Below are 26,101 nucleotides of genomic sequence, written 5' to 3'. Positions count from 1 at the left end.
GGCGGGCGGCACGGCGGCAGGGGCCACAGATAGACTGCCCCATGCGCATCACCACGTTGGAGGAGCTGCTTGAGGCCCTCGATGAGCTGTTCGACGACGGCTCGGACCTCACCCGGCGCGGGGCGCAGGATCCCTGGGAGCGGGTGTTCAGCCAGCCGGGACACCCACTCGCCTCGGACCTCCCCGACGCCTGTCTGGTGGACTGGACGCGGCAGGGACTGCTTCCGTCCGGCGATGGCCTGACGGCCCTAGACCTCGGCTGCGGCCTGGGGCGCAATGCCCGCTGGCTGGCCCGGCAGGGCTACGCGGTAACGGGTCTCGACCTCTCGCCCTACGCGGTTGGGCAGGCGCGGGAGCGGACGCCAGGCCCGGACATCCGGTATCTCGAAGGCGACGTGCTGCGCGACCCCATTCCGGGCGGCCCCTTCGACGTGGTGTACGACTCGGGCTGCTTTCATCACCTCCCGCCCCACCGCCGCCTGTCGTATCTGCATACGCTGGGGCAGGTGCTCAGGCCCGGCGGCTGGTTCGGCCTCTGCACCTTCGCCTGGGGCCGGATGGGCAGCGCGAAGAGTGACCTCGAACTGCTGCGCCAGGGCCAACTCGAAGGCGGCGTGGGCTACACGCTGGACGACCTGCGGGAGATGTTCGGAGGGCTGGACTTCGTGACGGGGAGCCTCCTCTCTGAGCTGGAACCGGCGTCCGAACCTGTCTTTCAAATGGACTTCCTGCAAGCGGCTTTGTTCCGTCGTCCCGAATAAAAATGAAAAGGGCGGAACAGCCCGCAAGCCGTCCCTCCCTTCTTCCTCTGCCCTACACGTCCTCGCTGCCGGTGTCCATCCGCACCACGCGGGGGCGGAACTCGCCGAGCACGTCCACGAGGTCGCGCTGGCGGGCGATCACGTCCTCGATGCGCTTGTAGGCCTGGGGCGCCTCGTCGATACCGCCGCCGATCAGGGTCACGCCCCGGTCTTTGAGGTACGCCTGCACGTCCTTTTTCGCCAGCGAGCGTTCGGCGGCCTTGCGCCCGAGCTGCCGGCCCGCGCCGTGGCTGGCACTCGCCAGGGCCTCGGGGTTGCCGCGCCCGCGCACGAGGTAGCCGGGGTCGGCCATGCTGCCGGGAATCAGACCGAGCTGCCCGGCCTCGGCGGGGGTCGCGCCCTTGCGGTGGACAATGAGTTCCTGTCCATTCACCTGCTGTTTCCAGGCGAGGTTGTGGCTGTTTTGCGCGCGCAGCAGGGGCTTTTCACCGAGGGCACGGGCAAGGCGGGCGTGAATCTGCTCGTGGTTGGCAAGCGCGTAGCGGCCCGCGAGGTTCATCGCCTGCCAGTACGCTTGCCCCGCTTCGCTGTCCAGCGGCAGCCAGGCAAGTTTTTGCGCTTCCTTGTCGAGCGCGGGCCACAGCCGCTGCGCGAGGTTGGTGAAGTGTCCCGCCACCTGCGCCCCGAAGCCGCGCGAGCCGGAGTGCGAGAGCACCGCCAGATACTCGCCGGGGTCGAGGCCTTCCAGTTGCGGATCGGCCTGCGCGAGCGTGAATGTCCCGAACTCGACGAAGTGGTTGCCGCTGCCCGAACTGCCGATCTGACCAGCCGCCTTGTCGAAGAGGTGGCGCAGCAGCGGTTGCTCGTCCCAGGTCGCCTCAGCCAGCACCGGGTGGTCGAGGCGGTCGCGCTTCTCGAAGCCGACGCCCGCGCCGAAGCGGGTGTGCTTGAGCAGCAGCGAGCGCGCTTCGTCCACGCTGAGGCCGGTGGCCGCCACCGGAAAGACACTCAGCATCATCGAGCAGCCGATGTCCACGCCCACGCCGTAGGGAATGACGGCATTCTCGGTCGCCAGCACCCCGCCGATGGGCAGGCCGTAGCCCACGTGCGCGTCGGGCATCAGGGCGCCGGCGCGGGAGATGGGAAGCTGCATCGCCACGTCCATCTGGCGGTGGGCGCCGGGTTCGATGAGGTCTTCGCCCCAGGTGCGGTAGGGCAGCGGCGCGGCACGGAGCTTGGCGCTCTGGCGCGTCTGTTGAGCGGCCTGCTGCTCTATCAGGTGCGTGGCGAGGTCGGCGTAGACTCCGCCCCCTTGGTACTGTTCGGGGTAATTCTGCACGCTCCGCAGTTCGTCGAGGATGTCCCCACGGCTCACGCCTGCGTCTTCGCGCAGGCCCGCCGCGCTGAGGGCGAGGCCCACCGCTTTGCCTTCAAAACCGAGTTTGGTGATGTGTTTGCCATTCATGTCGTCGTCTCGCTTGTGTGAGGTGCTCTTTCTAGAGGGATGTCTGATGGTGCCTGCCCGCGCCGCACCGGACCACCACGCCGCGTTGCATGTTCCTTGAGACGCGGCCCTGCGCGCATCGGCCAAGTGGCGCAGCGAGGAGCGGCAAAACGCTTAGCGGTCAGGCGGCCAAACAAGAAAAACCCCCGCCGGGCAGCGGGGGGACAGCCAAAACCGGAATGCTCAGTACAGCGTCTTGATGTAGGCGTGCACGTCGGCCACCTGCTGGGCGCTGAGTTGCGCTTCGGTGAAGCGGGGCATGATGGTGTTCAGCTCCCGGTCGGGGGCCTTGCCTTCGCGCAGGGCGGCGGTGAACTGGGTGTCGTCCCACTCCACCGTGGGTTGCAGCGAGGGGCCGACCGCGCCCTGACCCTCGGCGCCGTGGCAGGCCGCGCAGTTGCCCGCGAAGACTTCCTTGCCCGCGTTGGCGACGCCCGCCGACTCGCTGGGGGCTGGGGCATTGTCCGAGGGGGTGTTGGCCGGGGTCGGGGCTGCGCCGGAGCTGCGCTGGGTGGGGTCTTCGCCGTTGCCGGCGCCCGCCACCTGACCGCCCGTCTGCTCGGCGGTGCTGCTCGCGGTGTTGTTGTCCATGCTGTCGCTTTCGCTGCCCTGGCTCCCAGTGTTCTGAGTCCCGGCGGTCTGGGATTCGTTGCCCATCGCGCCCGCTGCGCTCTGGTCGGGGCTGCCGCTCGTCTGGCCGCTCGCCATGCCGGTCGGGTCGGTGGCGCCGGGCTGCTCGGTGGTGGTGGCCGCGCCGCTGCTGTCGTCGGTCTGGGCCACGGCTGCCGGGGGCTCGGGAGACTCGGCGGAGGTGGTCGGAGTGGACATCAGGCGCGGAATGGCAATCAGCAGGGCAATGCCGACAATCAGGCCCAGCGTCACGCCTAGGGCCCAGGACAGGGCGTTCCCCGCCGTCCAACGGTTCTGGCTCATCTTCATGGGCTACAGCATACGTCTTACCGTGCGGACAGGCTGTCCCGGTGCCTACAGAAGACGTTGAGCGATGTTCGCCGCGTTCTCGTCCGGCCACCACTGGTAGCGGCTCAGGTCACAGCGCCCGGCGTCGTCGAACTCTATGCCCTCGGCGCGCAGCAGGCCCTCTTGCACTTCCCCCAGGCCGACCTTGTAGGTGCTGACGCGGCCCTGGGCATTGATGACCCGTTGCCAGGGCAGGTCCGAGTCCTTGAGGCTGTGCATGACGGCGCCTGCCTGCCGCGCCGCGCCCGGCTGACCGGCGAGCAGCGCCAGTTGCCCGTAGGTCATCACCCGCCCCGGCGGAATGCGGGCCACGAGGTCGAGCAACTGCTGACGAAAGGGCGCGGCGATGGGTTGGGACATTGCGGGCAGTCTACCGTCAGCGGTCGAGACGAAATAGGTCGAGGTCGGGTACGGCCTGGCCCTCAATCAGCGTCATGAACAGCCACGCCGCCGGAGGCCGCACGCCAGCCTACGGTCGGGTCCACCGGACGCCAATAAAAAACTGCGCCCCCCGCAAGGGACGCAGTGAACGACTGAGCGGCGCTTACTGGGCGTCGCTGTTGTCTTCGCTGTCGGTGCCAGCGTTGTCTTCGCTGGCTTCGGCCTTGACTTCTTCCAGGCTGGCGTCGCCTTCGAGCACGGCTTCGGCAGCTTCTTCGGACAGTTCGCCGGCAGCGACCAGACCGGCCACCTGCGCGGCCTGGACTTCGGCTTCGAGTTCCTCGGCGGTCAGGCGGGGCGGCAGCACACTGACAACAGTCAGTTCGGGGTCGGCGGCCAGGGTGCAGCCTTCGGGCAGCTTGATGTCACCGGCGGTAATGTGGTCGCCGATGTTCATCTTGGTCACGTCCACCACGAGTTCCTGGGGAATGCGGCGGGGGCCGGGGGCCACGATCTGAAGGTTGTGGACCACGATATCCACCAGACCGCCCTGGACTTCGCCCTGGCTGCGGCCCGTGGTGTGCACCGGCACGCTGACTTCGACGGGTTCGCCGTAGGTCACCATGTAAAAGTCCACGTGGATGGGAGCGCGCTTACGCTTGTCCATCTGCACGGCCTTGACCAGCGCGGGGAAGGTTTCGCCGCCTTCGACGGTGATGTCGAACAGGCCGGTGGTGCTCTGCTGACGGAAAGCGCGGTCAAACGCCTTGCGGTCCAGGGCGAAGGAAACGTTGTTTTCCTTGTTGTAGGCGACGGCGGCGATCATGCTCTCGTCGAGTTTCTGCTTGGGGGTGCGGGGTTTGGCAGTCAGTTCCATAGTGGCGGTGTCTCCTTGCGATTTCGCCGTCTGCCCGGTGTGCGCCACTCATCGGCAAGCAGCCGGGGGCGGGGGCGGACGTGCAACCGTGACAGTGTAGCAGAAAAAGCGCCCCCGGCGGAATCAGGCCGGGGCGAGTTCGCGGCGGAAATTCGCCAGCAGCGCCAGCCCCACCGCCCCGCTTTTTTCGGGGTGAAACTGCGCGGCGTGCAGGTTGCCCCGGCTCAGCGCCGACCAGAACGGCACGCCGTAGTCGGTCACGGCGCCGTCGGTGACCGGCACGTCCACCGGCACGTAGTACGAGTGGACGAAGTAGGCGTAGGCATCCGGCCCCAGCCCGCGCAGCAGCGGCGAGTCGCCCCGCGCCTCAAGCGCGTTCCAGCCCATCTGCGGCACCTTGCGCTCGGGGGCGGGGGCAAACTTGCGAACTTGCCCGGCAATCAGGCCCAGGCCGGGCACGCCGGGCGCTTCCTCCGAGCCGTCAAAGAGCAACTGCATCCCCACACAGATGCCCAGCAAAGGCACCCCGGCGCGGGCGGCGTCCAGTACCGGGCCGTGAAAGCCGCCGTGCTCGAAGGCTTCCATCACCTGCCGGAAGTGGCCCTGACCGGGCACCACCAGCGCGGGGGCGTGCGGCACGTCGGCGGCATTGTCGGTCACGCGCACCGTCATTCCGGCGCGTTCCAGAGCGCGGGCGGCGCTGCGGACATTGCCCGCGCCGTAATCGAGGAGAAGGACTTCGGGAGCTGCACGGACGGGGGTGGTGCTCATCGCCCCCTAGAGTACTTCTCCAGCGTGGCGGCGGTCGTGCCGGTGGGCCTGAGGGTTTCACCTGTCCAGACGAAGGTAAGGTCGCGGCGGGCAGAAGCGCTGCTCTGCGCGTCAAAGCCCTGCCCCATTTTGCACAACTCGGGCGTCGGCTGGTACGTCGTGACAGAAGCCAGCACGGTGAGGTCAGGCACCCGGTCGGCGTTGCGGTCCCGGTCGTTCCAGCCGAAGGCTTCGTACTGCCAGCGCCCGGCGCACTGCTGCGAGCCAGTCCCGAAAAAGTCGCGGAACTGCAAGAGCGGAAAGAGGGCCACCGTCTCCACCTTCAGCTTACCGCCCGTCCAGGAGGCGATTTTCAGGGCGTCTCCAATCGGCTCGTTTTTGGCGTTTTCGCCCATGCAGACGGCGGCCTGCGTGCCATTGCGCTTGGGGTAGGTGAGGCAGTTGAACGGCAGAAAGCCCGGCACGAGGCTGACGGGCTGCCACTGCCCGCGCATCTGGCGCAGCAATACCGTTTCGCCCGAGCAGCTTTCGGTTTCGGTGCAGAACGTCGCCAGCAGTTCCTTTTGACCCGGCGCCGTAAAAGACCCGGAAAGGACGCTGGACAGCAGCAGCATGGTCCGCGGACTGCGAATCTCCGAACTCAGGCGACCTTCATAGACGGTCTGCTTACACCCGCTGAGCCGCCCCAGATCGGCTTTGCCGCTGCATACGGCGCGGATGATGGCATCGGTTTCAGCGGCGCGGGGCACGCGAGTTTCACTGGGGCCGGAGACCTGCGCCTGAGCCGAGGCGAAGCTGAGCAGCGCCAGCAGGGGCAACATTCTTTGCATCGCCTCAGCCTGACAGTGCGTCGCTGACGTGGAATGAGAGCTACAGGCTCCCCTTGGTGCTCGGCAGCGCGTCCGAAGTCACCGCCACCGCGTCGCGCAGGGCACGGGCAAACGCCTTCATGACGGCCTCGATGACGTGGTGCGCCTCGCGCCCGGCCAGCAGGCGCACGTGCAGCGTGGCCCCGGCGTGGTTGCAAAAGCCGCGCAGAAACTCGCGCAGGTGGTAGTGGGTCATGCCACCCGCGTCGCCGTACACGTCCAGCGTTTCCGGCTCGAAGGCGAGGTGGGCGCGGCCCGAGAGGTCGAGGACCACGTGCGCCAGCGTTTCGTCCATCGGCACGAAAGCCGAGCCGTAGCGCTCGATGCCTTTGCGGTCGCCGAGCGCCTGCGACAGCGCCTGCCCCAGCGTGATGCCGGTGTCCTCGATCAGGTGGTGCGGCTCGATGTGCAGGTCGCCCGTGCCGGAAATACTGATACCGAGGCGACTGTGGCGGGCGAGCGCGTCGAGCATATGGTCGAAAAAGCCGTGCCCGGTGGCGGGCTGCTCGTAAGGTGCGGCGTCGAGGTCGAGCCGGACGGTGATGTCGGTTTCCTTGGTCGTGCGGGTGACGGCGGCGGTGCGGGGCATAGGACGAAGGTAGAGGCGGCGGTGGAGGGCGGCGCGGGAGGGTCTAGCCCGCGTCAGTGCGCCGGAGCCGGGGCCCACTCTGCCGAAAGCTGGCCGACAGAGCAGGCAGGGGCCGCCCCGAACCCCTCTCCATTTCCCCTTAATCAACTGGCGTTTTATGTCTTGACCGTAATGTTATTCTGTTCTAAACTAAATGCATGAAGCTGAGCGATGTCCAGAAACGACTGCAAGCCCCGTTTCCCGCTCATACCGTGAGCTGGAAGCCCGCCGCTTTCAACGCCGAGCGCACCCGCGCCCTGCTGCTGGCTCACGTGGACGCCCGCGCGGTGCAGGACCGACTCGACGCCGTTTGCCCCGACGACTGGAGCTTTGAGATGGAAGTGGTGTCCGGTGCGGAAGTGCCCACCGTCAAGGGCCGCCTGACCGTGCTCGGCGTGACCCGCGAGGATATCGGCGAGGCGCCTGAGGGCAGCATGGCGGCGTACAAGGCGGCGGCGAGCGACGCCATGAAGCGCTGCGCGGTGCAGTTCGGCATCGGGCGTTACCTCTACGACCTGCCCAAGCAGTGGGCCGACTGGGACGATGCCCGGCGCGGCCCCAAGCACCTGCCCGAGCTGCCCGAGTGGGCACGCCCCGACCACGAACGCACCCCCGGCGGCGCCCACCTGGTGCAGGCGATGGAGCAGTTGCGCTACGAACTGCCCGAGGACCTCGACCTGCAACGTGAGGTCTACAAGCACCTCAAGGCCGCGCTCGGCAGCATTCACCCTGTCCCGACTGGTCCCGTGCCGACCAACCCGGTGCAGGGCGGGAGGGCCGCATGACCCGCAGCCTGACCTCTGCCGAGCTGCGCGGGGGGGCGGCTCCCTCCGTCACTGACCCAGTGATGCCCGCCCGCGTCTCCCCCGCCCGCTTGCCGGATACCCCGCACCTCGGGTGGGCGATGGTGAACCTGGGGCTGCTGACCCTGCTCGGCGGCGCCTTGTCGCGGCTGTTCTGATTGCAGCGCCCCTTTCGCAGAACTCTGGCCCGTTCCGTGGTGGACGGGCTTTTTGCTGGTAATTCTATTGTCACCACTCTGGTACGTACACTTAACCTCTAAGTCTCTTATGCTGAGCCCATGACCTGGAATCCCGACCAGTACCACCAGTTCAAAGACGCCCGCAGCGCCCCGGCGCGTGACCTGCAAGCCCTCATTCCCGAGCGGCCCTACGCGCAGGTCGTGGACCTCGGCTGCGGCACCGGCGAGCAGACGGCGCAACTCGCGCAGCGTTTTCCGCAGGCCACCGTGCTGGGGCTGGACAGCAGCGCGGCGATGCTGGCGAAGGCGGGGGCACAGCAACTGCCCAATCTGCGCTTTGAGCAGGGTGACATTCAGGAGTTGAGCGGCAGCTTCGACCTGCTGTACTCCAACGCCGCCTTGCAGTGGCTACCCGACCACCCCCGACTGCTGGCGCGGCTGTGGGAGCACCTGCGGCCCGGTGGGGTGCTGGCGGTGCAGGTTCCAGCAAATCACGACCACGCCTCACACCGGCTGCTGACCGCAACGGCGAACGAGTTTGAGACCGAGCTGGGCGGCTTTACCCGCTTCGGCACGGCGCATGGGGCCTCGCCAGTGCTGACACCCGCCGCCTACGCCGAGCTATTGGACGGGCTGGGAGCGGTGGACATCACCGCGCTGAGCAAGGTCTACCCCGTTGTGCTGCCGGGCGCCGAGGGCCTCATCGAATGGACCAAGGGCACGGCGCTGGTGCCTTACCTCTCGCGGCTGGACGGGGCGGACGCGGCGCGGTTTCTGGACGTATACCGGGGCAAATTGCAGGCCGAGTTCCCTGGCGAGCGGGTGTACTACGCCTTTACGCGGGTGCTGTTCGTGGCGACGCGGCCCGAACTTTAAGGCATTTGATAAAGACCCCTCACCCCTGCCTGTGGCAGGCCCTCTCCCCTTGGTAGAGGGTCGAACAACGCATGTCAGATGCTCTAGAGTTCATGTTTCAAGGCCCGTTGCGGCGCCGCAAATCTGCCGAGTCAGCGTTGCGGGTACGCTCGGGCATGGCAACCCAGGACAACAAGCACCACAACGGCACCGACAAGAACGAGAACGCTGGTCAGGGCGACGGCCACCAGCAGATCGGCAACCAGCAGCAGCCCAATGGCGGTGCCCCCTACCGCGACGACTCCACTGAGCCTCACACCCCCGGCGGCCCCGGCAACGAGCCCAACCAGGGTCAGGGGAACAAGGCCAATGAGCACGACAAGGGCAACGACAGCAAATAATTGACGTGCCCGAGTACATTTCCGCCCGCATCAGGGCGGAGTTTTTATACGTACTGCGTCCAATTCCCTAAAATCCAGAAAAGTACTGGATTTTAGTCCATTTCCCGCAGTACGTCTTGTTTGCTTCTCGCTCCGCTCGGGTTTCACCGCTCAGGTTGAGCGATTCAACCGCAATTGGCCTTATTTCTCAGCCCGCCGTTTGGTCCAGCGGGTTGGCTCGTGGGTCCAGGGGTCGTCGGGCCAGGGGTGCTTGGGGTAACGCCCGCGCAGGTCTTTGCGGACCTCGAAATAACTGCTGTTCCAGAACGAGCGCAAATCCTGCGTCACCTGTACCGGGCGACCAGCAGGCGAGAGCAGATGCAGCAGCACCGGCGTGCGGCCCCCGTTGACTGTGGGCGTGTCAGCCAGACCGAACAATTCCTGCAACTTGACCGCCAGAATCGGCGCCTCGCCGGGGCGGTACTCCAGCCGGACGCGACTGCCGCTGGGCACGCTGAGGTGGGTGGGTGCCAGCTCGTCCAGTTCGCGGGTCAGGTTCCAGGGCAGCAGCGATTGCAGCGCGGGCAACAGGTCCAGTCGGGCGAGGTCATCGCGGGTGCGGACGCGCTCCAGCCCTGAGCCCAGCCAGTCTTCCAGCGTGGCAAGGAGGGCGGCGTCGGAGAGGTCGGGCCACTCTTCACCGCGCCACTCGCGCAGCGACTGCACCCGCGCGCGGAAGGCGGAGGCGGCAGGGGAAAAGGTCAGGAGATGCAGGCCCTCGGCGCGGACAGCGTCGGCAATGGCTTTGACTTTCAGGTCGGCGGGCACCTCACGCAGCGGGCGGGTGTCCAGCGCGAGCGCTCCTAGCCGCAGCTCCTGCTGAGCGAGCAGCGTGCCGGTGCGGGCATCCCAGCGCACGGCGTCCTGCCAGGTGGCCCGCGCCGCCAGCCAAGCGGGGTTCAGCGGCGCGGCGAGGAAAATGCGGCCCTCCGCGCCGGTCATGTTGAGGTGGGCGACAGCCAGTGCCCTCGCGCCCGCCAGCGCGTCGCCTTCCGGCAAAGCCGCGCCCTGTCCTCCGGCCAGCAGAAAGCGCCCCTTGTGGAGTCCCGCCACGCTTTCACGGGCCAGCGCCACCCGCTCGGGATAGGCGAGGGCCAGCAGTTCGCCCAGGGCGTAGGGGTCGGGGGGGGCGTTATCGGGCTGGACTTTCAGAAGCCGGCGCCACTGCTTTGACAACCGTTCGACGCGCTCCAGCACCGCCACTTCGCCGCGAGTGCGGCCCCCGGCCCGCCAGCCGCGTAAGGCGTCCACCCGCTCGCTGAGGTCGGCGCCGGAACCGGGCGGCAAGGGGTCGCGTTCTTCCAGCAGCGCGGCCACGTCTGCCGCCAGCGCCGCGTCGTCCGCTTCCGACAGCAGGTGCGCGAGGCGAGGATGGGTCGGAAAGTCCAGCAGCCGCGTGCCCGCCGGGGTGATGCGCCCGGCGTCGTCCAGTGCGTCCAAGCTGCGCAGCAGCGTGCGGGCGGTGTCTATCCGGGTGGGCGGCGGCGCATCCAGCCAGGGCAAGTCGGCGGGGTCGGTCGTGCCCCAGCCGGCAAGTTCCAGCGTCAGCGGGGCGAGGTCGGCCATAAGCAGTTCGGGCGGCTGCGCGGCGGGGAGCAGCGCCTGGGTGCGCTCGGACCACAGGCGGTAGCAGACGCCGGGGGCCGTGCGTCCGGCGCGTCCCGCCCGCTGGGTCGCGGCGTCCTGCGTCACGCGGCCCGTGACCATGCGGGTCAGACCGGTGGCCGGGTCGAATTGCTGGCGGCGGCTCTGGCCCCCGTCCACCACCACGCGCACGCCCTGAATGGTCAGTGAGGTTTCAGCGATGGAGGTCGCCAGCACCACCTTGCGCCGGCCCCCAGGGTCAGGCATCAGGGCGCGGCGCTGCTCGGCCAGCGGAAGGTCGCCGTAGAGGGGCAGCACTGCCGCGTCCACGCCCGCGAGTTGCGCGGCGGCCCCCCGGATTTCCCGCACGCCCGGCAGGAAGGCCAGGATGTCGCCTTCATCGGTGTCCAGAGCGCGGCGAACGGCGGCAACCACGGCATCTTCCACTCGCCCGGTCGGGTCGGTGGGCAAGTAGCGTACGTCCACCGGATACGCCCGGCCTGCACTTTCCACCAGCGGGGCGCCCAGGCGAGCGGGCAGGTCGGGGTCCAGCGTGGCTGACATCACCAGCACGCGCAGGTCGTCGCGCAGGGCGCCCTGCACCTCGCGCAGCAGCGCCAGGGCCAGGTCGGCGTTGAGCGAGCGCTCGTGGAACTCGTCGAGAATGACCAGCCCCACGCCGCTCAGCTCCGGGTCGCGTTGCAGGCGGCGGGTCAGGATGCCCTCGGTGACGACTTCCAGCCGCGTCCGGTCCGAAACGCGCGACTCGAAGCGCACGCGCGAGCCCACGGTCTCCCCCACCGCTTCGCCCAGCCCCTCGGCCAGCCGCGCCGCCACCGCCCGCGCCGCCACCCGGCGGGGTTGCAGCATGATGATACTTTGGCCGGCCAGCCACTCCTCGTGCAAGAGGTCGAGCGGCAGCGCCGTGCTTTTGCCCGCGCCGGGCGGGGCCTGCAACACGACGAGGGGATGCTGGGCAAGGGCGGCTTTGACTTCAGGGACGACCGTTTGGATGGGAAGGGTCATGGGGTCAGGACTGTGAGGGCTGGGAAGCTGAGGCGGTAATGCTGAGGATCAGCGGTGAAGAGAGCGGCGCCGTGATACAGGGCATGGGCACCAATCACAAAGTCACTCAGAATCTGGCGAGGCGACCCACCACCGCTGCGTTGCCGCCGCTGAGCGTAGCTCCCATAAGCGAGGCCCGCGCTTTCCCAGACCGCAAGGCCAGACGGCGGAAGAATCTGCACGTCCACCTCTTGCAGAAATCCCTTGAGGAAATCGGGCGTAACCTCAGGGCCCGCGAGCAACTCGGCATAAACCACTAGTGAACCCTCACGGGCCAGCGCCGAAAGCTGACGCGCAATGGACAGAGGGTTCGCCTCAGAACGGAGCAGGGCACTGAGAATATTGGCGTCCAGCACGGTGCTCTCTGTCATTCGCCGTCTCGCAGGCGGCGGTAGAACCGCGCAGACTCTTCACCGTCAGGCAGTGGGGGGAGCGTCCCAATCCAGCGGGTGAAGGGGTTGCCTTCCGTTTCCGCTTCGTGCGGCGCAATCGTCACCGGCAGCACTTCGCCTTCGCGCAGGCCCAGTTCGGCGGCCTGCTCAGGGGTGAGCACCACCTTGCCGTTCTCAATCCGGGCCTCCAACGTCGTCATGGGGAAAGTGTAGCCGCCCTCCGCGTCACTCACTGTTCACTTGCTCCCTGCATCATGCCTTCTCGGACATGCCCAGCAAGCTGCCCAACTTGCCACGGACTTCGGCCAGGACGTCCGCCGGCGCCTCCGCAAGTTGTTCGGCCCGGCGACTGCGCCAGTCGAGGCTGCGGCAATGGTCGGCCAGCACCACGCCGCTGACTCCAAGGTGAGCAGGGAGCGTCACTTCAAACGGATACCCCTTGGCGCGGCTGGTCACCGGACACGCCTGCATCAGTCCAGTGACGCCGTTATAAGCGGCAGGCGAAAGCACCAGCGCCGGTCGCCGTCCCCCCTGTTCATGCCCTGCCTGAGGTGTGAAGTTGAGCCACACCAGATGCCCAGCGTCCGGGACATAATCGCTTACCATTCCTCGCGTCCTTCCAGTGCGCCCCAGTCTGTTTCCCCATGCAGATTTTCAGGTGTCATTTCGGCCAGCAGCGCGGCGAGATCGTACTGCCGAGCAGGAACTGGCCGGATGACAATCTGACCGTCCTGAAGAAGCAGCTCCACTTCTGAACTCTGCGTCAGTCCCACCTGCTGCGCCAGAGCTTTGGGAATGCGGAGCGCGAGGCTGTTGCCCCATTTCTGAATTTGACTCGTCATGCCTTCCTCCTAGTAGATACAAAAAAGATACATTTCCTGACGAGCGAACACTATGACGGATATGCCAGAAAAGAGGCTCTCTGACCCCAGCCTGAACTCGGCCTGACCACTCCTCATCCTTCGCTGCCAATACTGGGCCTGTGAAACGCTGGCTGGCCTGGACCGCACTGACCCTCGGGGGGCTGGCTCAAGCTGCCGCGCCACAGTTAAGGGTGGAGCAGGGCACGCTGAACGGCAAGGCGGTGAATAGCGTGCAGCAATTCCTGGGTGTGCCCTTCGCCGCGCCGCCGGTCGGTCCGCTGCGCTGGCAGCCGCCGCAGCCGCCGGTCTGGTCGGGTCAGCGAGACGCCACCCAGTTTGGTCCGGCCTGCGCCCAGGGCGACGGGGGCAGCGAGGACTGCCTGACGCTGAATATTTACCGCCCGCCGAACGCGAAAAATGCCCCGCTGCTGGTGTGGGTGCACGGCGGCTTTTTCACTGGGGGCGACGCCAGCCTCTTTGATGGCTCGGCGCTGGCCCGCGAGCGCGGCGTGGTGGTGGCGACGGTCAACTACCGGCTGGGGCTCTACGGGTTTCTGGCGGTGCCGGGCGTGACCGACGGCAACGCGGGGCTGTACGACATTCTCGGGGCGGTGCGTTGGCTCAAGCAAAACGCCGCGAGCATCGGTGCCGACCCCGGCAACATCACGCTGGCGGGGCAGTCGGCGGGGGCAGCGGCCATCTGCACGCTGCTGGCGGCGCCCTCGGCGGCGGGACTCTTTCAGAAGGCCATCTTGCAAAGCGGGTCGTGCGCTGCGCCCATTTTTCAGACCCCGCTCGGCGACGCCCGGCGCAAGGGCGAGCTGTTTTCCCGCGCTCTGCGCTGTGACCGGGGCGAGACGGCCACCTGCCTGCGCGGCAAAAGCCGGGCCGAGCTCGACGGGGTGCGGCTCACCGGACGCGGGCCGGTTGACCCGGTGCCGCTGCCGCCCGTCTATGGCGACGCGCTCATTCCGCTGCGGCCTCAGGACGCTTTCGCGCAGGGCCAGAGCCTCAAGGTCGCCGTCATGCTCGGCATCAACCGCGAGGAAGGGCAGATTTTCGAGCCTTACCTTCCCGACCTGCTGCGCGGCAGCCGGACGCTCTACCGGGCAGGTCTGACCCTCATCAACCCCTTGCAGGCGTGGGCGCTCGGCGGGCGCTACCCGCTGCGCAGCGACGAACAGCCCATCCGCGCCGTGACCCGGCTGCTCACCGATCAAGTGTTTGCCTGCCCGACCTCGTGGCTGGCGGGCAAACTCGGGGCGGGGCTGCCGACGTATTTCTATGAGTTCAGTGACCCCCGCCCACCGCTTCAGCTCGCTGGCAAAGTGAATGTCCCGAACCTGGGCGCCTATCACGGCGCCGAACTCGCCTACGTGCTCGATACCCCGGTGGTCGGCGTCTCGGATCCGGCGCAGTTCTCAAGCGCGCAGGCCAAACTCGCCGCGCAGATGGGCGAATACTGGACGAACTTCGCCCGCAGCGGCCAGCCCGCCTCGCTGGGGCTGACGGTGTGGCCGACGTTCAACCCGGCCTTTCCCCAGGTGATGACCCTCGAACCCGGCGCCACCGCGCTCAAACCCAACTTTGACGGGCGGCACCAGTGCGATTACTGGAATGGAGCGGAAGGGCGACGCTGAGCGGGTCTTTCCGTCCAGACCACTACAGCCGGAACTGAGCCGCTCCATCATGGCAAGTTCAGCACGTCGCGCAGGTCGGTCAGGGTCACGTCCGGGCGCTCGCCGTTCAGGGGGTGGCCGGTGGGGAGATAGGCTGCACGCATTCCCACCTGCTGCGGCCCCCATACGTCGTTGCGCGGCGAGTCGCCCACGAACCAGCTGTGCGCCGTCGTGACCCCCAACCTCTTCAGTGCGAGGTGGTAGATGCACGGGTCTGGTTTGCTCAGGCCCACCGCCTCGCTGATGACCACATCGTCGGCAAGGTCGCTCAGGTCACAACCGGCCAAGCAGCGGGTCTGCGCGTCCTCCCAGCCGTTGGTGACGACGCCGATGTTGACGCCGCGCCGCCGCAACTCGGTCAGAACCTCGGCGGCGTGGGGCATGGCCTGTGCATGGTCCAGCGCCGTGTCGTAATGCGTCAGTAAGTCTGCGGCAAAACAACTTAGCCCCAGCTCCTCGACCAGCAGCGGCATCACCTCGCGCTTGGGGCGGTAGCCGAAGTCGTCCAGTTCCAGAAAGCGGGCTGCGTAGCCGTCCGGCAGCCCAAAACGGGCCTGATGGTGCGGCAGCCAGGTCCGCAGGTCGCCGCGCGGTCATGCAGCGTGCCGTCGAGGTCGAAGAAAATCGCCTGCGGCACCTTATTTGTTCTGCTCGCCCGCCCGAATCAGCAACTCGGCCCATTCCTCGCCGGAAAAGTCCTCGGTGCGTTCGCGGCCCGTGCCCAGCAGCAGGTCGCGCAGCCGGGCAGCCTCAGCGGTGTCTTCGCTGCCCATCTGCGTGGCGAGTTCTTGCAGGTCCATGCGTTCGTCGATTTTCATGCCCGCAGTGTGGCAGGCGCGCTCAGGCTTCTCCCACTCCCTTTTCTTCATCGGGGCTGGGGTGAAAGGCCGCGCCGCCGCGCCGCACGTCCTCGTGAATCAGGGTGGAGTTCAGGCTGACCGCCGCCACCATGCCGCTCGCCGCCGCGCTCATCACGTACTGCGGGGCGCCCGTCATGTCGCCCGCCGCCCACACGCCGCGCCGACTGGTCATGCCGTTTTCGTTGACGATCACGCGGCTTTTTTCGTCCAGTTCGCAGCCCAGCAACTCCGGCAGGCGGCTGCGCTGCACCTGGGCCGGGTTGAGAAAAATGGCGTCGTACTCGCGCACTTCGCCGTCCTCGAAGGTCACCCGCACGGTGTCTCGCCCGCTGAAGTGGCGAATGGGCCGGTCACAGCGCTCGATGTCGAGCTCGCGCAGATCACGGCGCTGCGCCGGGGTCAGTTCGTCGGGGCCGTTCGTCAGCAGGCTGATGTGGTCCGACCAGCTCCGCACACTCAGCGCGAGGTGGTGGCCCTCCTGGTGGCTGCCGAGCACCGCCAGCCGGGCGGCGCGGTTGGGCCAGCCGTCGCAGTAGGGGCAGTGGTGGACGGTGCGGCCCCAGCGTTCGCGCAGGCCGGGAATGCGGGGCAGCACGTCGCGCACGCCAGTAGCGAACAGCAGGCGGCGCGCCCGGACCCAGCGCTGCTCGTACCGCACGCTGAACGTCCCGTCGTCCTCAGGCCGGATTTCGCGGGCCGGGGTGCCCAGCACCGTCACGTCGTAGGGCGCGAGCTGCTCCAGCCCCACCGTTTTGAGGTCGGCGGGCGGCGTCCCGTCGCGGGTAAACACCCCGTGTGCCGCCTGCGCCGTCACGTTGCGCGGGGGGCCGCCGTCGAGCAGCAGCACCCGCCGCCGCGCCCCACCAAGCACCAGCGCGGCGTTCAGCCCCGCTGGGCCCGCCCCCACGATGACCGCGTCGTACTCGTATGCTCCCATGTCCATAGCGCCCGCCACGGCCAGCCTCAGCGCGGACCGGGCCGCACGCTCACGTCGGGGAGCTGCGCGTCACGCGGGGCCTGGAGGATAAAAGCGATGGTCGCCGCCACCGTCGCCGGGTCGATGAAGGCGGCGGGGTCGTAGTTCGCGCCTTCCTGCTCGCGCACTTTTTGCTGCATGGGCGTGGCGGTGCGGCCCGGATAGACGGTGGAAACGCGCACGCCGTGGGGAGCTTCCTCGTCGCGCAGGGCGTCGGCCAGAGCCTTCAGCGCAAACTTGCTCGCCGCGTAGCTGCCCCACTCGGGGTTGGCGCGCAGGCCCGCGCCGGAGTTGACGAAGAGGACGGTCCCGCGCTCCTCGCGCACCCGGGGCAGCAGCAGCCGGGTGAGTTCGGCGGGGGCCACCGTGTTCACGGCGAGGGTGTGGGTCCAGACCTCGTGCCCCTGCTCGGCCACCCGGCCCAGCTCCACCACCCCGGCGTTGTGGACCACGTTGGTCACGCGCCCCACGCCCGCGAGCGCCGCCGCGAAGGCCTCCGGTCGGATGAGGTCGAGCGTGAGCGGCGTGGCCCCCACCTCGGCACACAGGGCGTCCAGCTCCGCGCCGCCGCGCCCGGTCAGGATGAGGTCGTGCGTGGGCGCGAGCTGCCGGGCAAGCGCCGAGCCGATGCCGCCGCTCGCGCCGGTGATCAGGGTGACGGGTCTGGTCATGTGGGCAAGGTATCAGAGCGCAAAAGCCGCGTCCGGAAAAGCCGCTCCTGAAACTCGGCGGCCTGCCAGATGGCCTCATCTGTCCAGCAGGTGCCCTCCCGCGCCACCACCAGCTTAGCTTGTCTTCGGCGTCGGCCTCGCCCAGCACGACGGCAATCACTTCGCCTTCGGCCCCCTTCAGTCGGCTCCTCCCACCCGAACAGATCAGCGTCTATCGGATGCCCGTCGCCGCTGAGGGTGCCCGGAATCTCCCCATAATTGACGGGATAAATCAGGTCGGGATGACGGGGATGCACGCTGCCGAGGGGCCGGTCCACGACCACCCGCACCCGCTGGCCGAGGTAGGGCGTCAGGTCCGGTTTATTCAAACACTTCTTCAAATTCGGTCCCCGCTTGCCGCCGCAAGAGTGCCACCTGCCCCCAGTGGTAGGCGTTGTGCACGGCGAGGTCGGTCAGCACGTCGCGTGCCCGGCTACTCGGGTCGCGGGCAAGCGCCGAAGCCTCAGCGAGCATCAGCCGCAGGTCGGTGAGGAGAGCATCAAACTCGGCTTCCGTCGCGGGCGGCGCGGGCCACACGTCGAGGTCGTCCGGCCACTCCTGCGCCTGTCCGGTCACGAGGTCGAGGCTGGCGCGCGTGGTCACCCGCAGGTGCGCGATCAGTTCGGCGAGGGTATGCGGGACGGCGGGATGCCTGGCTTCGTCGTAGGTCAGGTCGCCCAGCAGCGCGTCCACCTCGCGGAAAGCCGCGCCGCCGGTCAGGGAAGCTTGCAGCAGGTTCATGGGGCCAGGGTACGCCGCCGCCGGGGGCCCTCAAGACTCCCTCAAGGGGCCGTCACGGAAGCCTAAAGCCCGCTCTGAGACGGAAATCATGCCGGGGCGGCACACTGTCTGGACGAGCTTGCCCTTCGGGGCACCGAACTTTCCCGAGGTTTTTCCATGTCGAACATGAATGCACAGCAGCAGCTTCGCCACTACGGCACGCCGGAGCAGCCGGGCATTCTTCCCATTCAGTTTCTGCTGGTCGAGGACAGCGAGCCCGATGTGCTGCTGACCCAGGAGGTTTTTGAGGAAGAGGGGCTGGCAGGCCAGCTTCACGTCGTGCGCGACGGCGTCGAGGCGCTCGATTTTCTGCTGCGAAAGCCGCCCTACGAGCAGGTGCCGCGCCCTGATGTCATCCTGCTCGACATCAACATGCCGCGCATGAACGGCCTCGAACTGCTGACCAAGCTCAAGACCGACCCGCACCTCATGACCATCCCGGTCTTTATGCTCACCACGAGTCAGGCCGAGGAAGACGTATTGCGCTCCTATCAGGCCCACGCCGCGAGCTACGTGGTCAAACCCATCGAATTCACCGAGTTTCAGCGGGCGGTGCAGGCCATGAGCCGCTTCATGCGCAGCATGGCGCTGCCGGGGGGACGGCACCACCAGCTTTGACTCCGCCTCTCAGCTTTCCACCGCGTGCGGAAAAGCGAAGGTCGCCACCAGCAGCGTGACCACATCGAAACCGAGCAGCAGCCGCGTCCACGCCCAGTAGTCGTCCGGATTGAAGCCGCCGCTGAGCAGAACTGTACTTTTGACCGCCCCAATCATCACCGGAATGATGATGGGGAAGCTCAGGACCGGTAGCAAGGCTTCTTTGGCCCGCAGGTTGACGGTGATGGCCGAGTAGAAGGTGGTCACGAGGCTCAGGCCGAGCACGCCGAGCGCGAGGGTCAGCGCGAGCAGCCCCAGGCTGGCGAAGTGCACGTCGAAGAAAATGGCGGTCAGCGCGGCGGTCACCACGCCCAGAATGAGCATCAGCAGGGCGTTGGCCGCCGCTTTGCCGAGGTAGAGCCACTCGTGGGCCACCGGGTAGAGCAGCAGGCTTTCGAGCGCCCCGCTTTCCTGCTCGCCCGCCCAGGCGCGGTTGGCGGCCAGCACACTGGCAAAAGCCAGAGCGCACCACAGCACCCCGGCGGCGGCGTCGCGCATCTTGGCGGTGTCGGGGCCGAAGGCGAAGCCCATGATGAGCACCACCAGTCCGGCGAAAAACAGCGTGGTGGACAGCACATCCTTGCTGCGGCCTTCCAGTCGCAAGTCCTTGAGAAAGACGCTGAGTGCGGCCCTCACCCCAGCACCCCCTGTTCCAGGGTGAGCGTGCGGGTCGCCACCTGTCCGGCGAGTTCGGGCTCGTGCGAGCTGAAGAGGATGGTCTTGCCCGCGTCCTGGGCGGCGCGCAGGTGGGTCAGCACCGCGTCTTTGCCGCCCGCGTCGAGGTTGGCGAACGGTTCGTCGAGCAGCAGCAACGGCGAGGGCGCGAGCAGCATCCGGGCGAGTTGCAGACGCTTGCGCATCCCCGAACTCAGGTCACGGGCGCGCTTGTTCGCCGCCGCGCCGAGGCCCACCCGTTCGAGCAGCTCGGCAGAGGGGGCAGTCAGGCCGTACATCCGCGCCGTGAAGTCCAAATTCTCGGTGGCGGTCAGGTCGCCGTAGAGCCCGCCTCCCTCAGTCATGAAAAAGACGTGTTCGCGCACACTGCGTTTGTCTTTCAGGTCGTAGCCGAAGACCCGGCCCTCGCCCCGGCTCGCCGAGAGCAGCCCCGCCACCACCCGCAGCAGCGTGGTTTTGCCCGCTCCGTTGCCGCCGAACAGCGCGGCCACCTCGCCAGGGCGCAGGTCGAGCGTCACGTCGCGCAGCACGAACTGCGCGCCGAACTTGCGGGCGACGTGGGCGAGTTGCAGGGCGAAGTCGGGAGCGGGCGCGGCCATCGCCCTGACTCTACGGCGCCGGGCGCGGGGCGCGTGCCTTTGCGGCGTTCCTGGGGCAGTGATTTTGGCCCGACCCACTCCACCCCGATCCACTACACTCTCCCCACCATGAAAATGTTGCTGACCGGCCTCACGCTGGCGCTCGCGGCTTCGGCTGCGGCCCAGACCTCTTTGCCCGCCGACACCGTGCGGATTCACTACCAGCGCCCCGACGGCGCGTATGCGGGCTGGGGCCTGCACGCCTGGGAAGACGTGGCGGCGGCGGTGGACTGGAACAAACCGCTGGCCCAGACGGGCAAAGACGACTGGGGCGCCTACTGGGACGTGAAGCTCAGGCCCGGTGCCCAGAAACTCGGCTTTCTCGTCCATCAGGGCGATGCCAAAGACCCCGGCGCGGACCTCTGGTACGACCTCGCGCGCGGGCGTGAGCTGTTCCTGAAATCGGGCAGCGCGAACGTGGCGTATGTCAAAACTGGCCCCTTCGACGTGGACGCGACCAAGCAGACGACGGGCAGCCTGCCCCCGCAGGAAACGCCCATTCCTGCCGGGGCCGTGCGCATCAACTATTTCCGCCCCGACGCCGCCTACGCGGGCTGGGGGCTGCACGCCTGGGAAGACACCACCGCGCAGGTGGCCTGGGACAAGCCACTGGCGCCGAGCGGCGAGCAGGGCGGCTGGCTGTACTGGGACGTACCGATGAAAACCGACTGGAAGAAACTGGGCTTCATCGTGCATAAGGGCGACGACAAAGACCCCGGCCCCGACGGGACGCTGACCCGCGAGCAGGGCAATCAACTGTGGATTGTCAGCGGCAATCCGACCCCGAGCACCACCCGCCCCGACACCCGCGTGCGGACGGTGGGCGACCTCAAGCAGCAGCAGGCCATCATGCTGAGCCGCGACCTGATTGTCGTGAAGCCCGCACTCGCGCAGCCGGGCGCGTGGCTGACGCTGCACGTCTCGCCCACTGCTACGCTGAAGCTGGGGGCGGACGGGGTGAGCGGGGGCGACACCCTCGCGCTTGAAGAAGTCGAAGGTGGCCTGACGCCCGCGCTGCAAGCCAAAGCGCCGTATCTGGCAGGGTACAAGCTGCTGCAAATCCGCGCGGCAGACCGCGCCAAGCTCCCCACCGCCCTGAGCGGTCAACTCGCGGTGAGCAGCGTGCTGCCCGGCGGCAAAGTGCTCGACGCGACGGGCGTGCAGACTGCGTGGGCGCTCGACGACCTCTACGCCTACGCCGGGCCGCTGGGCGTGACGTGGCAGGGCAACAAGCCCACGGTGCGGCTGTGGGCGCCGACCGCGCAGGACGTGAAGCTCCACGTCTCGCGCCCCGACGGCACCCAGGAACGTACCCTCCCCATGACCCGTGACACGCAGGGCGTCTGGACAGCGAGCGGCGACCAGAGCTGGAAGGGCCTCGCTTACCGCTTTGAGGTGAGGGTCTTCGCGCCGAGTACCGGCAACATCGAAACCAACCTCGTCACCGACCCCTATTCCGTCGCCCTGACGCGGAACAGCACCCACAGCGTGTTTGCCGACCTCAGCGACAACAGCCAGAAGCCCGCCGGGTGGAACGCACTGAAAAAGCCCGCGCTGCGGAGTTTTGCCGACCTGTCGTTTTATGAGCTGCACCTGCGCGACTTCAGCGCCGCCGACGCCAGCGTGCCCGCCGCCGAGCGCGGCACCTACCTCGCCTTTACCCGCCCCGGCAGCGACGGCATGACGCACCTGCGGGCGCTGGCCGGCGCGGGGCTCAAGGCCGTTCACCTGCTGCCCACCTTCGACATCGCCACCATCAACGAGGACAAGGGGCAGTGGCAAACGCCCGGCGACCTCACCCAGTTCGGGCCGAACAGCGAGGAGCAGCAAAAGGCCGTAAACGCCGTCAAAGACGCCGACGCCTACAACTGGGGCTACGACCCCTACCACTCCATGGTCCCCGAGGGCAGCTACGCGGTGAATCCCGCTGAGCGCACCAAGGAGTACCGCCAGATGGTGATGAGCCTGAACGCGGCGGGCCTGCGCGTCGTGCAGGACGTGGTGTTCAACCACACGGCGGCAAGTGGGCAGGCGGAGCGCAGCGTGCTCGACAAAATCGTGCCCGGCTACTACCACCGCCTGAACGTAAACGGCGGGGTGGAGAACTCCACCTGCTGCTCGAACACCGCCACCGAGCACACCATGATGCGCCGTCTGATGGTGGACACATTGGTGCTGATGGCGCGTGAATACAAGGTGGACGGCTTCCGCTTCGACCTGATGGGGCACCACATGGTCGCGGACATGCAGGCCGCCCGCCGCGCCCTGGACGCGCTGACCCCCGCCAAAGACGGCGTGGACGGCAAGCAGATTTATCTCTACGGCGAGGGCTGGGACTTCGGCGAGGTGCAGGGCAACCGGCGCGGCGCGAACGCGACGCAGCTCAACCTCTACGGCGCGGGCATCGGCACCTTCAACGACCGCGTCCGCGACGCGCTGCGCGGCGGCAGCCCCTTCGGCGGCTTGCAGGAACAGGGCGTGGCGACCGGGCTGGCGACTGTTCCCAACGGGCAAGCAGGCAACGACAGCGCCGAGAAGTGGGGCCAGCTGGCTGACCTCGTGAAGCTGGGGCTGGCGGGCAACCTGCGCGACTACCGCTTCACCGACCACAGCGGCAAGCCGGTCACGGGCGGGCAACTCAGGTACGGCGACGCCCCCGCCGGTTACGCCGCCAGCCCACGCGAAACCATCAACTACGCCTCGGCGCACGACAACCAGACGCTCTGGGACGCCGTGCTGCTCAAGACCCCGGCGAACATGAACAGCGCGGCGCGGGTGCGTTTTCAGAACCTCGCGCACTCGTACCTGCTGTTGGGGCAGGGGCTGCCCTTCGTCCCAGCGGGCGACGAGCTGCTGCGCTCCAAGTCGTTCGACACCGATTCCTACAACTCGGGCGACTGGTTCAATGCGCTCGACTGGACGGGCCACACCAACGGCTTCGGCAAGGGCCTGCCCCCCGCCGAGAAGAACGAGGCGAACTGGGCGCTGTATCGCACGCTGCTCGGTGACGCCGCGCTGAAGGTGACGCCCGCCGACATCACCCGCGCCAGCGACCACTTCCGCGAACTGCTGCGGGTGCGCTCCTCGTCGAGCCTCTTCCGCCTCGACACGGCGGCGCAGGTGCAGCAGAGCTTGAGCTTCCTGCCCGCGCCCACCGGGGTCATCGCCATGAAGCTCAGCGGGGGGGTAAGTGCGACGAACCCCTACCGCGACCTGCTGGTCATCTTCAACGGCAGCGCGGACGCCGTGACCCTGAACGACGCCTCGGCGAGCGGCATGAAGCTGCACCCCGTGCTGGCGGCGAGCAGCGACCCCATCGTGCGGACGAGCAAGGTGAGCGGCACCCAGGCGAGTGTGCCCGCGCTGACGACGGCGGTGTTCGTGCGCTGATAGGCGGGGTTTTTCTCCTTCATTCCAAATAAAAAGGCCCGCCACCCTTGTTGTGGCGGGTCTTTTTCTGATGTAACTCACACGTGCTGCGTCCGATTCCCTAAAATCCAGAAAAGAACTGGATTTTAGTCCACCTCCCGCAGCACGTCTCCCTTGCTTCTCGCTCCGCTCGGGTTGAATCGCTCAGTGTGAGCAATTCAACCGCAATTGGTTTCAGACCACGATGCGCCGGAAGTCGCCGTTTTCGTCCTGGGCCGGCAGCTGGGCGTAGGCGAGTTCGCGCTCGACGACTTCGGCCATGTCGCGACCCACTTCCTCGGCGGTCTTGCCCTCGGCCTCGGTGGGCTGGGCGACCACGTCGAAACCGTGCACGTCGCCTTCGACATTGACGTGACGGACCTCAATGCAGAGCTTGCCGTCCTCAGTGGTGTGGGTGATGGTCAGGCCGTCGCGGGGGTCTTTGGTGTAGGCAGCGTCGAAAGCCGCCTGGACAGCTTGCATGTTCATGGCCGCAGTCTGCGGGCTGCGCGGGGCCGCCGAATGCTCCCCGGCTGACACTTCTGCCCTTATGCTTCGCTCATGGTTTCTTCCTTGCCCGTCCTTCTCGATGGTGACCCCGGCCTGGACGACGCGGTGGCGTGGCTGCTCGCCTTTGCCAGCCCCGAAACGCAGGTGCTGGGCGTCACGGCGGTGCACGGCAACGTGCCGCTTCAGCAAGGAGTGCGAAATACCGGCGTGGTGCTTGCGCTGGCCGGCGAGCGGGCGGCGGGCGTGCCGTACTTTGCCGGAGCTGACCGCCCCCTGCTGCGCGAGGGAATGACCGCGACGCAGGTGCACGGCGCCACCGGCCTCCCCGCCGCCCACCTGCCAGAGCCTGTGCGCGGGCCGGAAGCCGAGCACGCGGTGGACTTCATCATCCGCACGGTGCGGGCGAATCCGGGGCAAATCACGCTGGTCGCCAGCGGCCCGCTGACGAACGTGGCGCTCGCGTTTCGGTTGGCGCCCGACCTGCCGGGGCTGCTGCGTGAGGTCGTGTGGATGGGCGGCAGCACCGCGCAGGGCAACCGCACCCCCGCCGCCGAGTTCAACGCGCTCGCCGACCCGCACGCCGCGCACATCGTGCTGCACAGCCCCGTGCCGGTCCGCATGGTGGGCCTGAACGTCACCATGCAGTGCATCGCCACGCCGGAGCGGCTGGAGCAACTGCGTGCCCTCGGCAACCGCGCCGGGGCGGTGTCGGCGGAGATGCTGGAGTTCTACGCCGGGGTCTACCGCGAGCGCTATGGGCTCAGCGGCGGCGCCCTGCACGACCCGCTGGCGGTGGCGGCGGCGCTGAGCCCCGAGCTGCTCACCTGGCAGGCCATGAACGTCGAAGTCGAGCTGAGCGAGGGCCTGAACGTGGGCCGCACTGTCTGCGACCTCTACGGCGTGACCGACCGGGAAAAAAACGTCCAGGTCGCGGTGGGCGTGGACGACGCGGCTTTTTTCAAGCTGTTGCTGGAGCGGCTGGGGACGCTGCCCTAAAGCGTCTGACAGAAAAAGACACCCTCACCCCTCGCTGCGCGAGGCCCTCTCCCATCAAGGTAGAGGGTCAAACAGTGCAAGGCCATTCTTTTATCAATTGCTCTCATCGGCGCTGCGGACCTCCACCTCTTCCCCGCCCGGCAGCAGGTACGCCCGCAGCACCTCGGCGGCGGGGTCGGCAATCAGGTAGGGCACCGGGTAGGCCGCCAGCCGCCGGTCGGACGCGCTCGGCGCCGCCGGGCCGTGGGGGTGGCTGTGGTAGAGCGCGACGAGGTCGAGACCCTCGCGCTGCATGGCCCGCACGACGCGCAGCAGGTCGCCGGGGTCGGCGAGGTATTCGCGCTCCGGGTCGGCGGCCACGTTCGGCAGCGGGTACAGGGCGTGGGCCTGCACCTGCTCGCCCCGCACCCAGCCGCCGAGGGCGCCCACACACTCGCGCGGCAGCTCGCGCCGAACCTGCGCCCACAGGGCGCGGCGCAGCGGCGCAGGCAGGGTCAGGAGCACGCCCGGCATTGTAAGGACGTTTTGTCCAGTGGATGCGGAGGTACAAAACATCCGCACCTCAGGGAGTCCGTATAAACTAAACCGCTATGTCGGCAAACTCGCACCAAGACCAGCCCCCACGCGCCCGGATCGACGGCGAAGTGGTGGGGCTCCTGCTGCTGGTGGTCGCCTTTTTGCTGGGCCTGGTCCTGCTGCTGCCGTTTCTGGGCCACCAGGGAGGCGCCCTGGTCGGGGCCCGGCGCGCCCTGCTCGACTGGGCCGGGTGGCTGGCGTGGCTGCTGCCCGTCGCGGCGCTTGCCTACGGCGTGGCGACCTTTATCAACGCGTCGCTGCGTGAACTCACCCGCTGGGTGCTGGGCGGCCTGCTCGCCGTCTTTGCGGTTCTGTGTCTGCAAGCCTTTTTCCTGCCGGGTCAACCTGGGCACCCCAGCACGGCGGGCCTGCTCGCCGATGGGCTGGCGGGCAAGCTGCGGCCCGTGCTGGGGCCGGCGACGCCGCTGCTGCTGCTGTTTGCGGCCCTCATCGGCCTGAAAATCATGCTGGGTGTGTCGCTGCTCGGCGTGACCCGGCGGCTGGTGCATGGGCTGATCGGCCTGCTGACCGGCGTGGGGCACAACGTGCAGGGCGCCATCGAGGCCCGGCTGCCCGGCAACGGCACCGTGGTCGCCCACAACCGCACCGACGTGCGCGGGCAGCTCAGCGAACTGCGCGGGCACCTCGACGCCTACGGCGCATCGACCCCAAAAACATCGGGCTGA

32 protein-coding genes are annotated in these 26,101 nt (G+C 67.8%); 10 read left to right on the top strand and 22 right to left on the bottom strand.

Going from position 1 to position 26,101, the window contains the following annotated elements:
• Positions 1-41 precede the first annotated feature (41 nt).
• Positions 42-761, top strand: coding sequence for a class I SAM-dependent methyltransferase (locus DR_RS02225; protein ID WP_010887076.1), 720 nt, complete (start codon positions 42-44; stop codon positions 759-761).
• A 52-nt stretch (positions 762-813) separates the two neighbouring features.
• Here DR_RS02225 and DR_RS02220 read toward each other — a convergent pair whose 3' ends face one another.
• From DR_RS02220 to hisB, 7 genes are all read right to left on the bottom strand, one after another.
• On the bottom strand, positions 814-2,226 hold the full coding sequence (locus DR_RS02220; protein ID WP_010887075.1) for an RtcB family protein: 1,413 nt from the start codon (positions 2,224-2,226) through the stop codon (positions 814-816).
• A 222-nt stretch (positions 2,227-2,448) separates the two neighbouring features.
• A complete protein-coding gene (locus DR_RS02215) occupies positions 2,449-3,198 on the bottom strand; it encodes a c-type cytochrome (protein WP_164927947.1) in 750 nt (249 codons plus the stop codon).
• Between the two features lie 51 nt (positions 3,199-3,249).
• Positions 3,250-3,603, bottom strand: coding sequence for an MGMT family protein (locus DR_RS02210; protein WP_034349502.1), 354 nt, complete (start codon positions 3,601-3,603; stop codon positions 3,250-3,252).
• 184 nt (positions 3,604-3,787) lie between these two features.
• Positions 3,788-4,501, bottom strand: coding sequence for a 50S ribosomal protein L25/general stress protein Ctc (locus DR_RS02205; RefSeq protein ID WP_027479566.1), 714 nt, complete (start codon positions 4,499-4,501; stop codon positions 3,788-3,790).
• 123 nt (positions 4,502-4,624) lie between these two features.
• Positions 4,625-5,272 (bottom strand): imidazole glycerol phosphate synthase subunit HisH, encoded by a 648-nt coding sequence (gene hisH, locus DR_RS02200; RefSeq protein ID WP_010887071.1) that lies wholly within the window; start codon positions 5,270-5,272, stop codon positions 4,625-4,627.
• Positions 5,269-6,102, bottom strand: coding sequence for a hypothetical protein (locus tag DR_RS02195; protein ID WP_010887070.1), 834 nt, complete (start codon positions 6,100-6,102; stop codon positions 5,269-5,271). The genes hisH and DR_RS02195 overlap by 4 nt, the downstream gene beginning before the upstream one ends.
• Before the next feature lie 40 nt (positions 6,103-6,142).
• A complete protein-coding gene (hisB, locus tag DR_RS02190) occupies positions 6,143-6,730 on the bottom strand; it encodes an imidazoleglycerol-phosphate dehydratase HisB (RefSeq protein WP_027479567.1) in 588 nt (195 codons plus the stop codon).
• A gap of 197 nt (positions 6,731-6,927) precedes the next feature.
• On the opposite strand from hisB, the gene ddrA reads away from it, so the two are divergent.
• The 4 genes from ddrA to DR_RS02170 all read left to right on the top strand — a co-directional run bounded on the left by ddrA (position 6,928) and on the right by DR_RS02170 (position 9,007).
• Positions 6,928-7,554, top strand: a complete 627-nt coding sequence (gene ddrA, locus DR_RS02185) for a single-stranded DNA-binding protein DdrA (protein ID WP_010887068.1) — start codon at positions 6,928-6,930, stop codon at positions 7,552-7,554.
• A complete protein-coding gene (locus tag DR_RS02180; protein WP_028328008.1) occupies positions 7,551-7,730 on the top strand; it encodes a hypothetical protein in 180 nt (59 codons plus the stop codon). Before ddrA ends, DR_RS02180 begins: the two co-directional genes overlap by 4 nt.
• Positions 7,731-7,850: 120 nt before the next feature.
• Positions 7,851-8,627 (top strand): class I SAM-dependent methyltransferase, encoded by a 777-nt coding sequence (locus tag DR_RS02175; RefSeq protein ID WP_010887067.1) that lies wholly within the window; start codon positions 7,851-7,853, stop codon positions 8,625-8,627.
• Positions 8,628-8,782: 155 nt separating this feature from the next.
• Entirely contained in the window at positions 8,783-9,007 is a 225-nt protein-coding gene (locus DR_RS02170; protein WP_162177572.1) for a hypothetical protein, read from the top strand.
• A gap of 180 nt (positions 9,008-9,187) precedes the next feature.
• On the opposite strand, the gene hrpB is transcribed toward DR_RS02170, so the two are convergent.
• Genes hrpB through DR_RS02145 form a run of 5 tightly spaced genes read right to left on the bottom strand, consistent with a single transcriptional unit; the run spans position 9,188 to position 12,929 of the window.
• Positions 9,188-11,656: an ATP-dependent helicase HrpB gene (hrpB, locus tag DR_RS02165; RefSeq protein WP_010887065.1), complete on the bottom strand. Its 2,469-nt coding sequence runs from the start codon at positions 11,654-11,656 to the stop codon at positions 9,188-9,190.
• Positions 11,653-12,066: a type II toxin-antitoxin system VapC family toxin gene (locus DR_RS02160; RefSeq protein ID WP_010887064.1), complete on the bottom strand. Its 414-nt coding sequence runs from the start codon at positions 12,064-12,066 to the stop codon at positions 11,653-11,655. The genes hrpB and DR_RS02160 overlap by 4 nt, the downstream gene beginning before the upstream one ends.
• Positions 12,063-12,287, bottom strand: coding sequence for a type II toxin-antitoxin system MazE family antitoxin (locus tag DR_RS02155; protein WP_162177573.1), 225 nt, complete (start codon positions 12,285-12,287; stop codon positions 12,063-12,065). The genes DR_RS02160 and DR_RS02155 overlap by 4 nt, the downstream gene beginning before the upstream one ends.
• A 52-nt stretch (positions 12,288-12,339) precedes the next feature.
• Positions 12,340-12,693 carry an endoribonuclease MazF gene (mazF, locus tag DR_RS02150; RefSeq protein WP_010887062.1) on the bottom strand — a complete coding sequence of 118 codons (354 nt, stop codon included), beginning with the start codon at positions 12,691-12,693 and terminating at the stop codon, positions 12,340-12,342.
• Positions 12,687-12,929, bottom strand: a complete 243-nt coding sequence (locus tag DR_RS02145) for an AbrB/MazE/SpoVT family DNA-binding domain-containing protein (RefSeq protein ID WP_010887061.1) — start codon at positions 12,927-12,929, stop codon at positions 12,687-12,689. The genes mazF and DR_RS02145 overlap by 7 nt, the downstream gene beginning before the upstream one ends.
• 140 nt (positions 12,930-13,069) lie before the next feature.
• On the opposite strand from DR_RS02145, the gene DR_RS02140 reads away from it, so the two are divergent.
• A complete protein-coding gene (locus DR_RS02140; protein WP_010887060.1) occupies positions 13,070-14,590 on the top strand; it encodes a carboxylesterase/lipase family protein in 1,521 nt (506 codons plus the stop codon).
• 47 nt (positions 14,591-14,637) lie between these two features.
• Here DR_RS02140 and DR_RS02135 read toward each other — a convergent pair whose 3' ends face one another.
• From DR_RS02135 to DR_RS02110, 6 genes are all read right to left on the bottom strand, one after another.
• On the bottom strand, positions 14,638-15,102 hold the full coding sequence (locus tag DR_RS02135) for an HAD family hydrolase (protein ID WP_234944666.1): 465 nt from the start codon (positions 15,100-15,102) through the stop codon (positions 14,638-14,640).
• A gap of 165 nt (positions 15,103-15,267) precedes the next feature.
• Positions 15,268-15,447 (bottom strand): hypothetical protein, encoded by a 180-nt coding sequence (locus tag DR_RS02130; RefSeq protein ID WP_034349506.1) that lies wholly within the window; start codon positions 15,445-15,447, stop codon positions 15,268-15,270.
• A gap of 22 nt (positions 15,448-15,469) precedes the next feature.
• Complete coding sequence (locus DR_RS02125) at positions 15,470-16,432, bottom strand: NAD(P)/FAD-dependent oxidoreductase (protein ID WP_034349507.1); 963 nt, start codon at positions 16,430-16,432, stop codon at positions 15,470-15,472.
• A gap of 20 nt (positions 16,433-16,452) precedes the next feature.
• Positions 16,453-17,136 carry an SDR family oxidoreductase gene (locus DR_RS02120; RefSeq protein WP_010887056.1) on the bottom strand — a complete coding sequence of 228 codons (684 nt, stop codon included), beginning with the start codon at positions 17,134-17,136 and terminating at the stop codon, positions 16,453-16,455.
• Positions 17,133-17,504 (bottom strand): inorganic diphosphatase, encoded by a 372-nt coding sequence (locus tag DR_RS02115; RefSeq protein WP_227085985.1) that lies wholly within the window; start codon positions 17,502-17,504, stop codon positions 17,133-17,135. Before DR_RS02115 ends, DR_RS02120 begins: the two co-directional genes overlap by 4 nt.
• The gene (locus DR_RS02110) at positions 17,497-17,916 is read right to left on the bottom strand and encodes a DinB family protein (RefSeq protein WP_010887054.1); all 420 of its coding nucleotides are present in this window, start codon (positions 17,914-17,916) and stop codon (positions 17,497-17,499) included. Before DR_RS02110 ends, DR_RS02115 begins: the two co-directional genes overlap by 8 nt.
• A 156-nt stretch (positions 17,917-18,072) precedes the next feature.
• On the opposite strand from DR_RS02110, the gene DR_RS02105 reads away from it, so the two are divergent.
• Complete coding sequence (locus DR_RS02105) at positions 18,073-18,573, top strand: response regulator (protein WP_010887053.1); 501 nt, start codon at positions 18,073-18,075, stop codon at positions 18,571-18,573.
• A 9-nt stretch (positions 18,574-18,582) separates the two neighbouring features.
• On the opposite strand, the gene DR_RS02100 is transcribed toward DR_RS02105, so the two are convergent.
• Together DR_RS02100 and ccmA are read right to left on the bottom strand one after the other, a co-directional pair.
• Positions 18,583-19,248: a heme exporter protein CcmB gene (locus DR_RS02100; protein ID WP_010887052.1), complete on the bottom strand. Its 666-nt coding sequence runs from the start codon at positions 19,246-19,248 to the stop codon at positions 18,583-18,585.
• Positions 19,245-19,886, bottom strand: a complete 642-nt coding sequence (gene ccmA, locus DR_RS02095; protein ID WP_010887051.1) for a heme ABC exporter ATP-binding protein CcmA — start codon at positions 19,884-19,886, stop codon at positions 19,245-19,247. Before ccmA ends, DR_RS02100 begins: the two co-directional genes overlap by 4 nt.
• A 108-nt stretch (positions 19,887-19,994) precedes the next feature.
• Here ccmA and pulA point away from each other — a divergent pair, with 108 nt between their 5' ends.
• On the top strand, positions 19,995-23,315 hold the full coding sequence (gene pulA, locus DR_RS02090; protein ID WP_027479569.1) for a pullulanase-type alpha-1,6-glucosidase: 3,321 nt from the start codon (positions 19,995-19,997) through the stop codon (positions 23,313-23,315).
• Positions 23,316-23,528: 213 nt separating this feature from the next.
• Here the strand turns inward: pulA and DR_RS02085 are convergent, their stop codons facing one another.
• Positions 23,529-23,822, bottom strand: coding sequence for a hypothetical protein (locus DR_RS02085; protein WP_027479570.1), 294 nt, complete (start codon positions 23,820-23,822; stop codon positions 23,529-23,531).
• A gap of 72 nt (positions 23,823-23,894) precedes the next feature.
• On the opposite strand from DR_RS02085, the gene DR_RS02080 reads away from it, so the two are divergent.
• Positions 23,895-24,839 (top strand): nucleoside hydrolase, encoded by a 945-nt coding sequence (locus DR_RS02080; RefSeq protein ID WP_010887048.1) that lies wholly within the window; start codon positions 23,895-23,897, stop codon positions 24,837-24,839.
• Between the two features lie 93 nt (positions 24,840-24,932).
• Here the strand turns inward: DR_RS02080 and DR_RS02075 are convergent, their stop codons facing one another.
• Entirely contained in the window at positions 24,933-25,352 is a 420-nt protein-coding gene (locus DR_RS02075; protein ID WP_034349510.1) for a M67 family metallopeptidase, read from the bottom strand.
• Between the two features lie 77 nt (positions 25,353-25,429).
• Here DR_RS02075 and DR_RS02070 point away from each other — a divergent pair, with 77 nt between their 5' ends.
• Positions 25,430-26,101 carry a DNA translocase FtsK 4TM domain-containing protein gene (locus DR_RS02070; protein WP_010887046.1) on the top strand — a complete coding sequence of 224 codons (672 nt, stop codon included), beginning with the start codon at positions 25,430-25,432 and terminating at the stop codon, positions 26,099-26,101.

This window comes from Deinococcus radiodurans R1 = ATCC 13939 = DSM 20539 (assembly GCF_000008565.1).
Lineage (GTDB): Bacteria > Deinococcota > Deinococci > Deinococcales > Deinococcaceae > Deinococcus > Deinococcus radiodurans.
The sequence above is the reverse complement of the archived record's forward strand: the minus strand, read 5'-3'. Positions and strand labels throughout refer to the sequence as shown.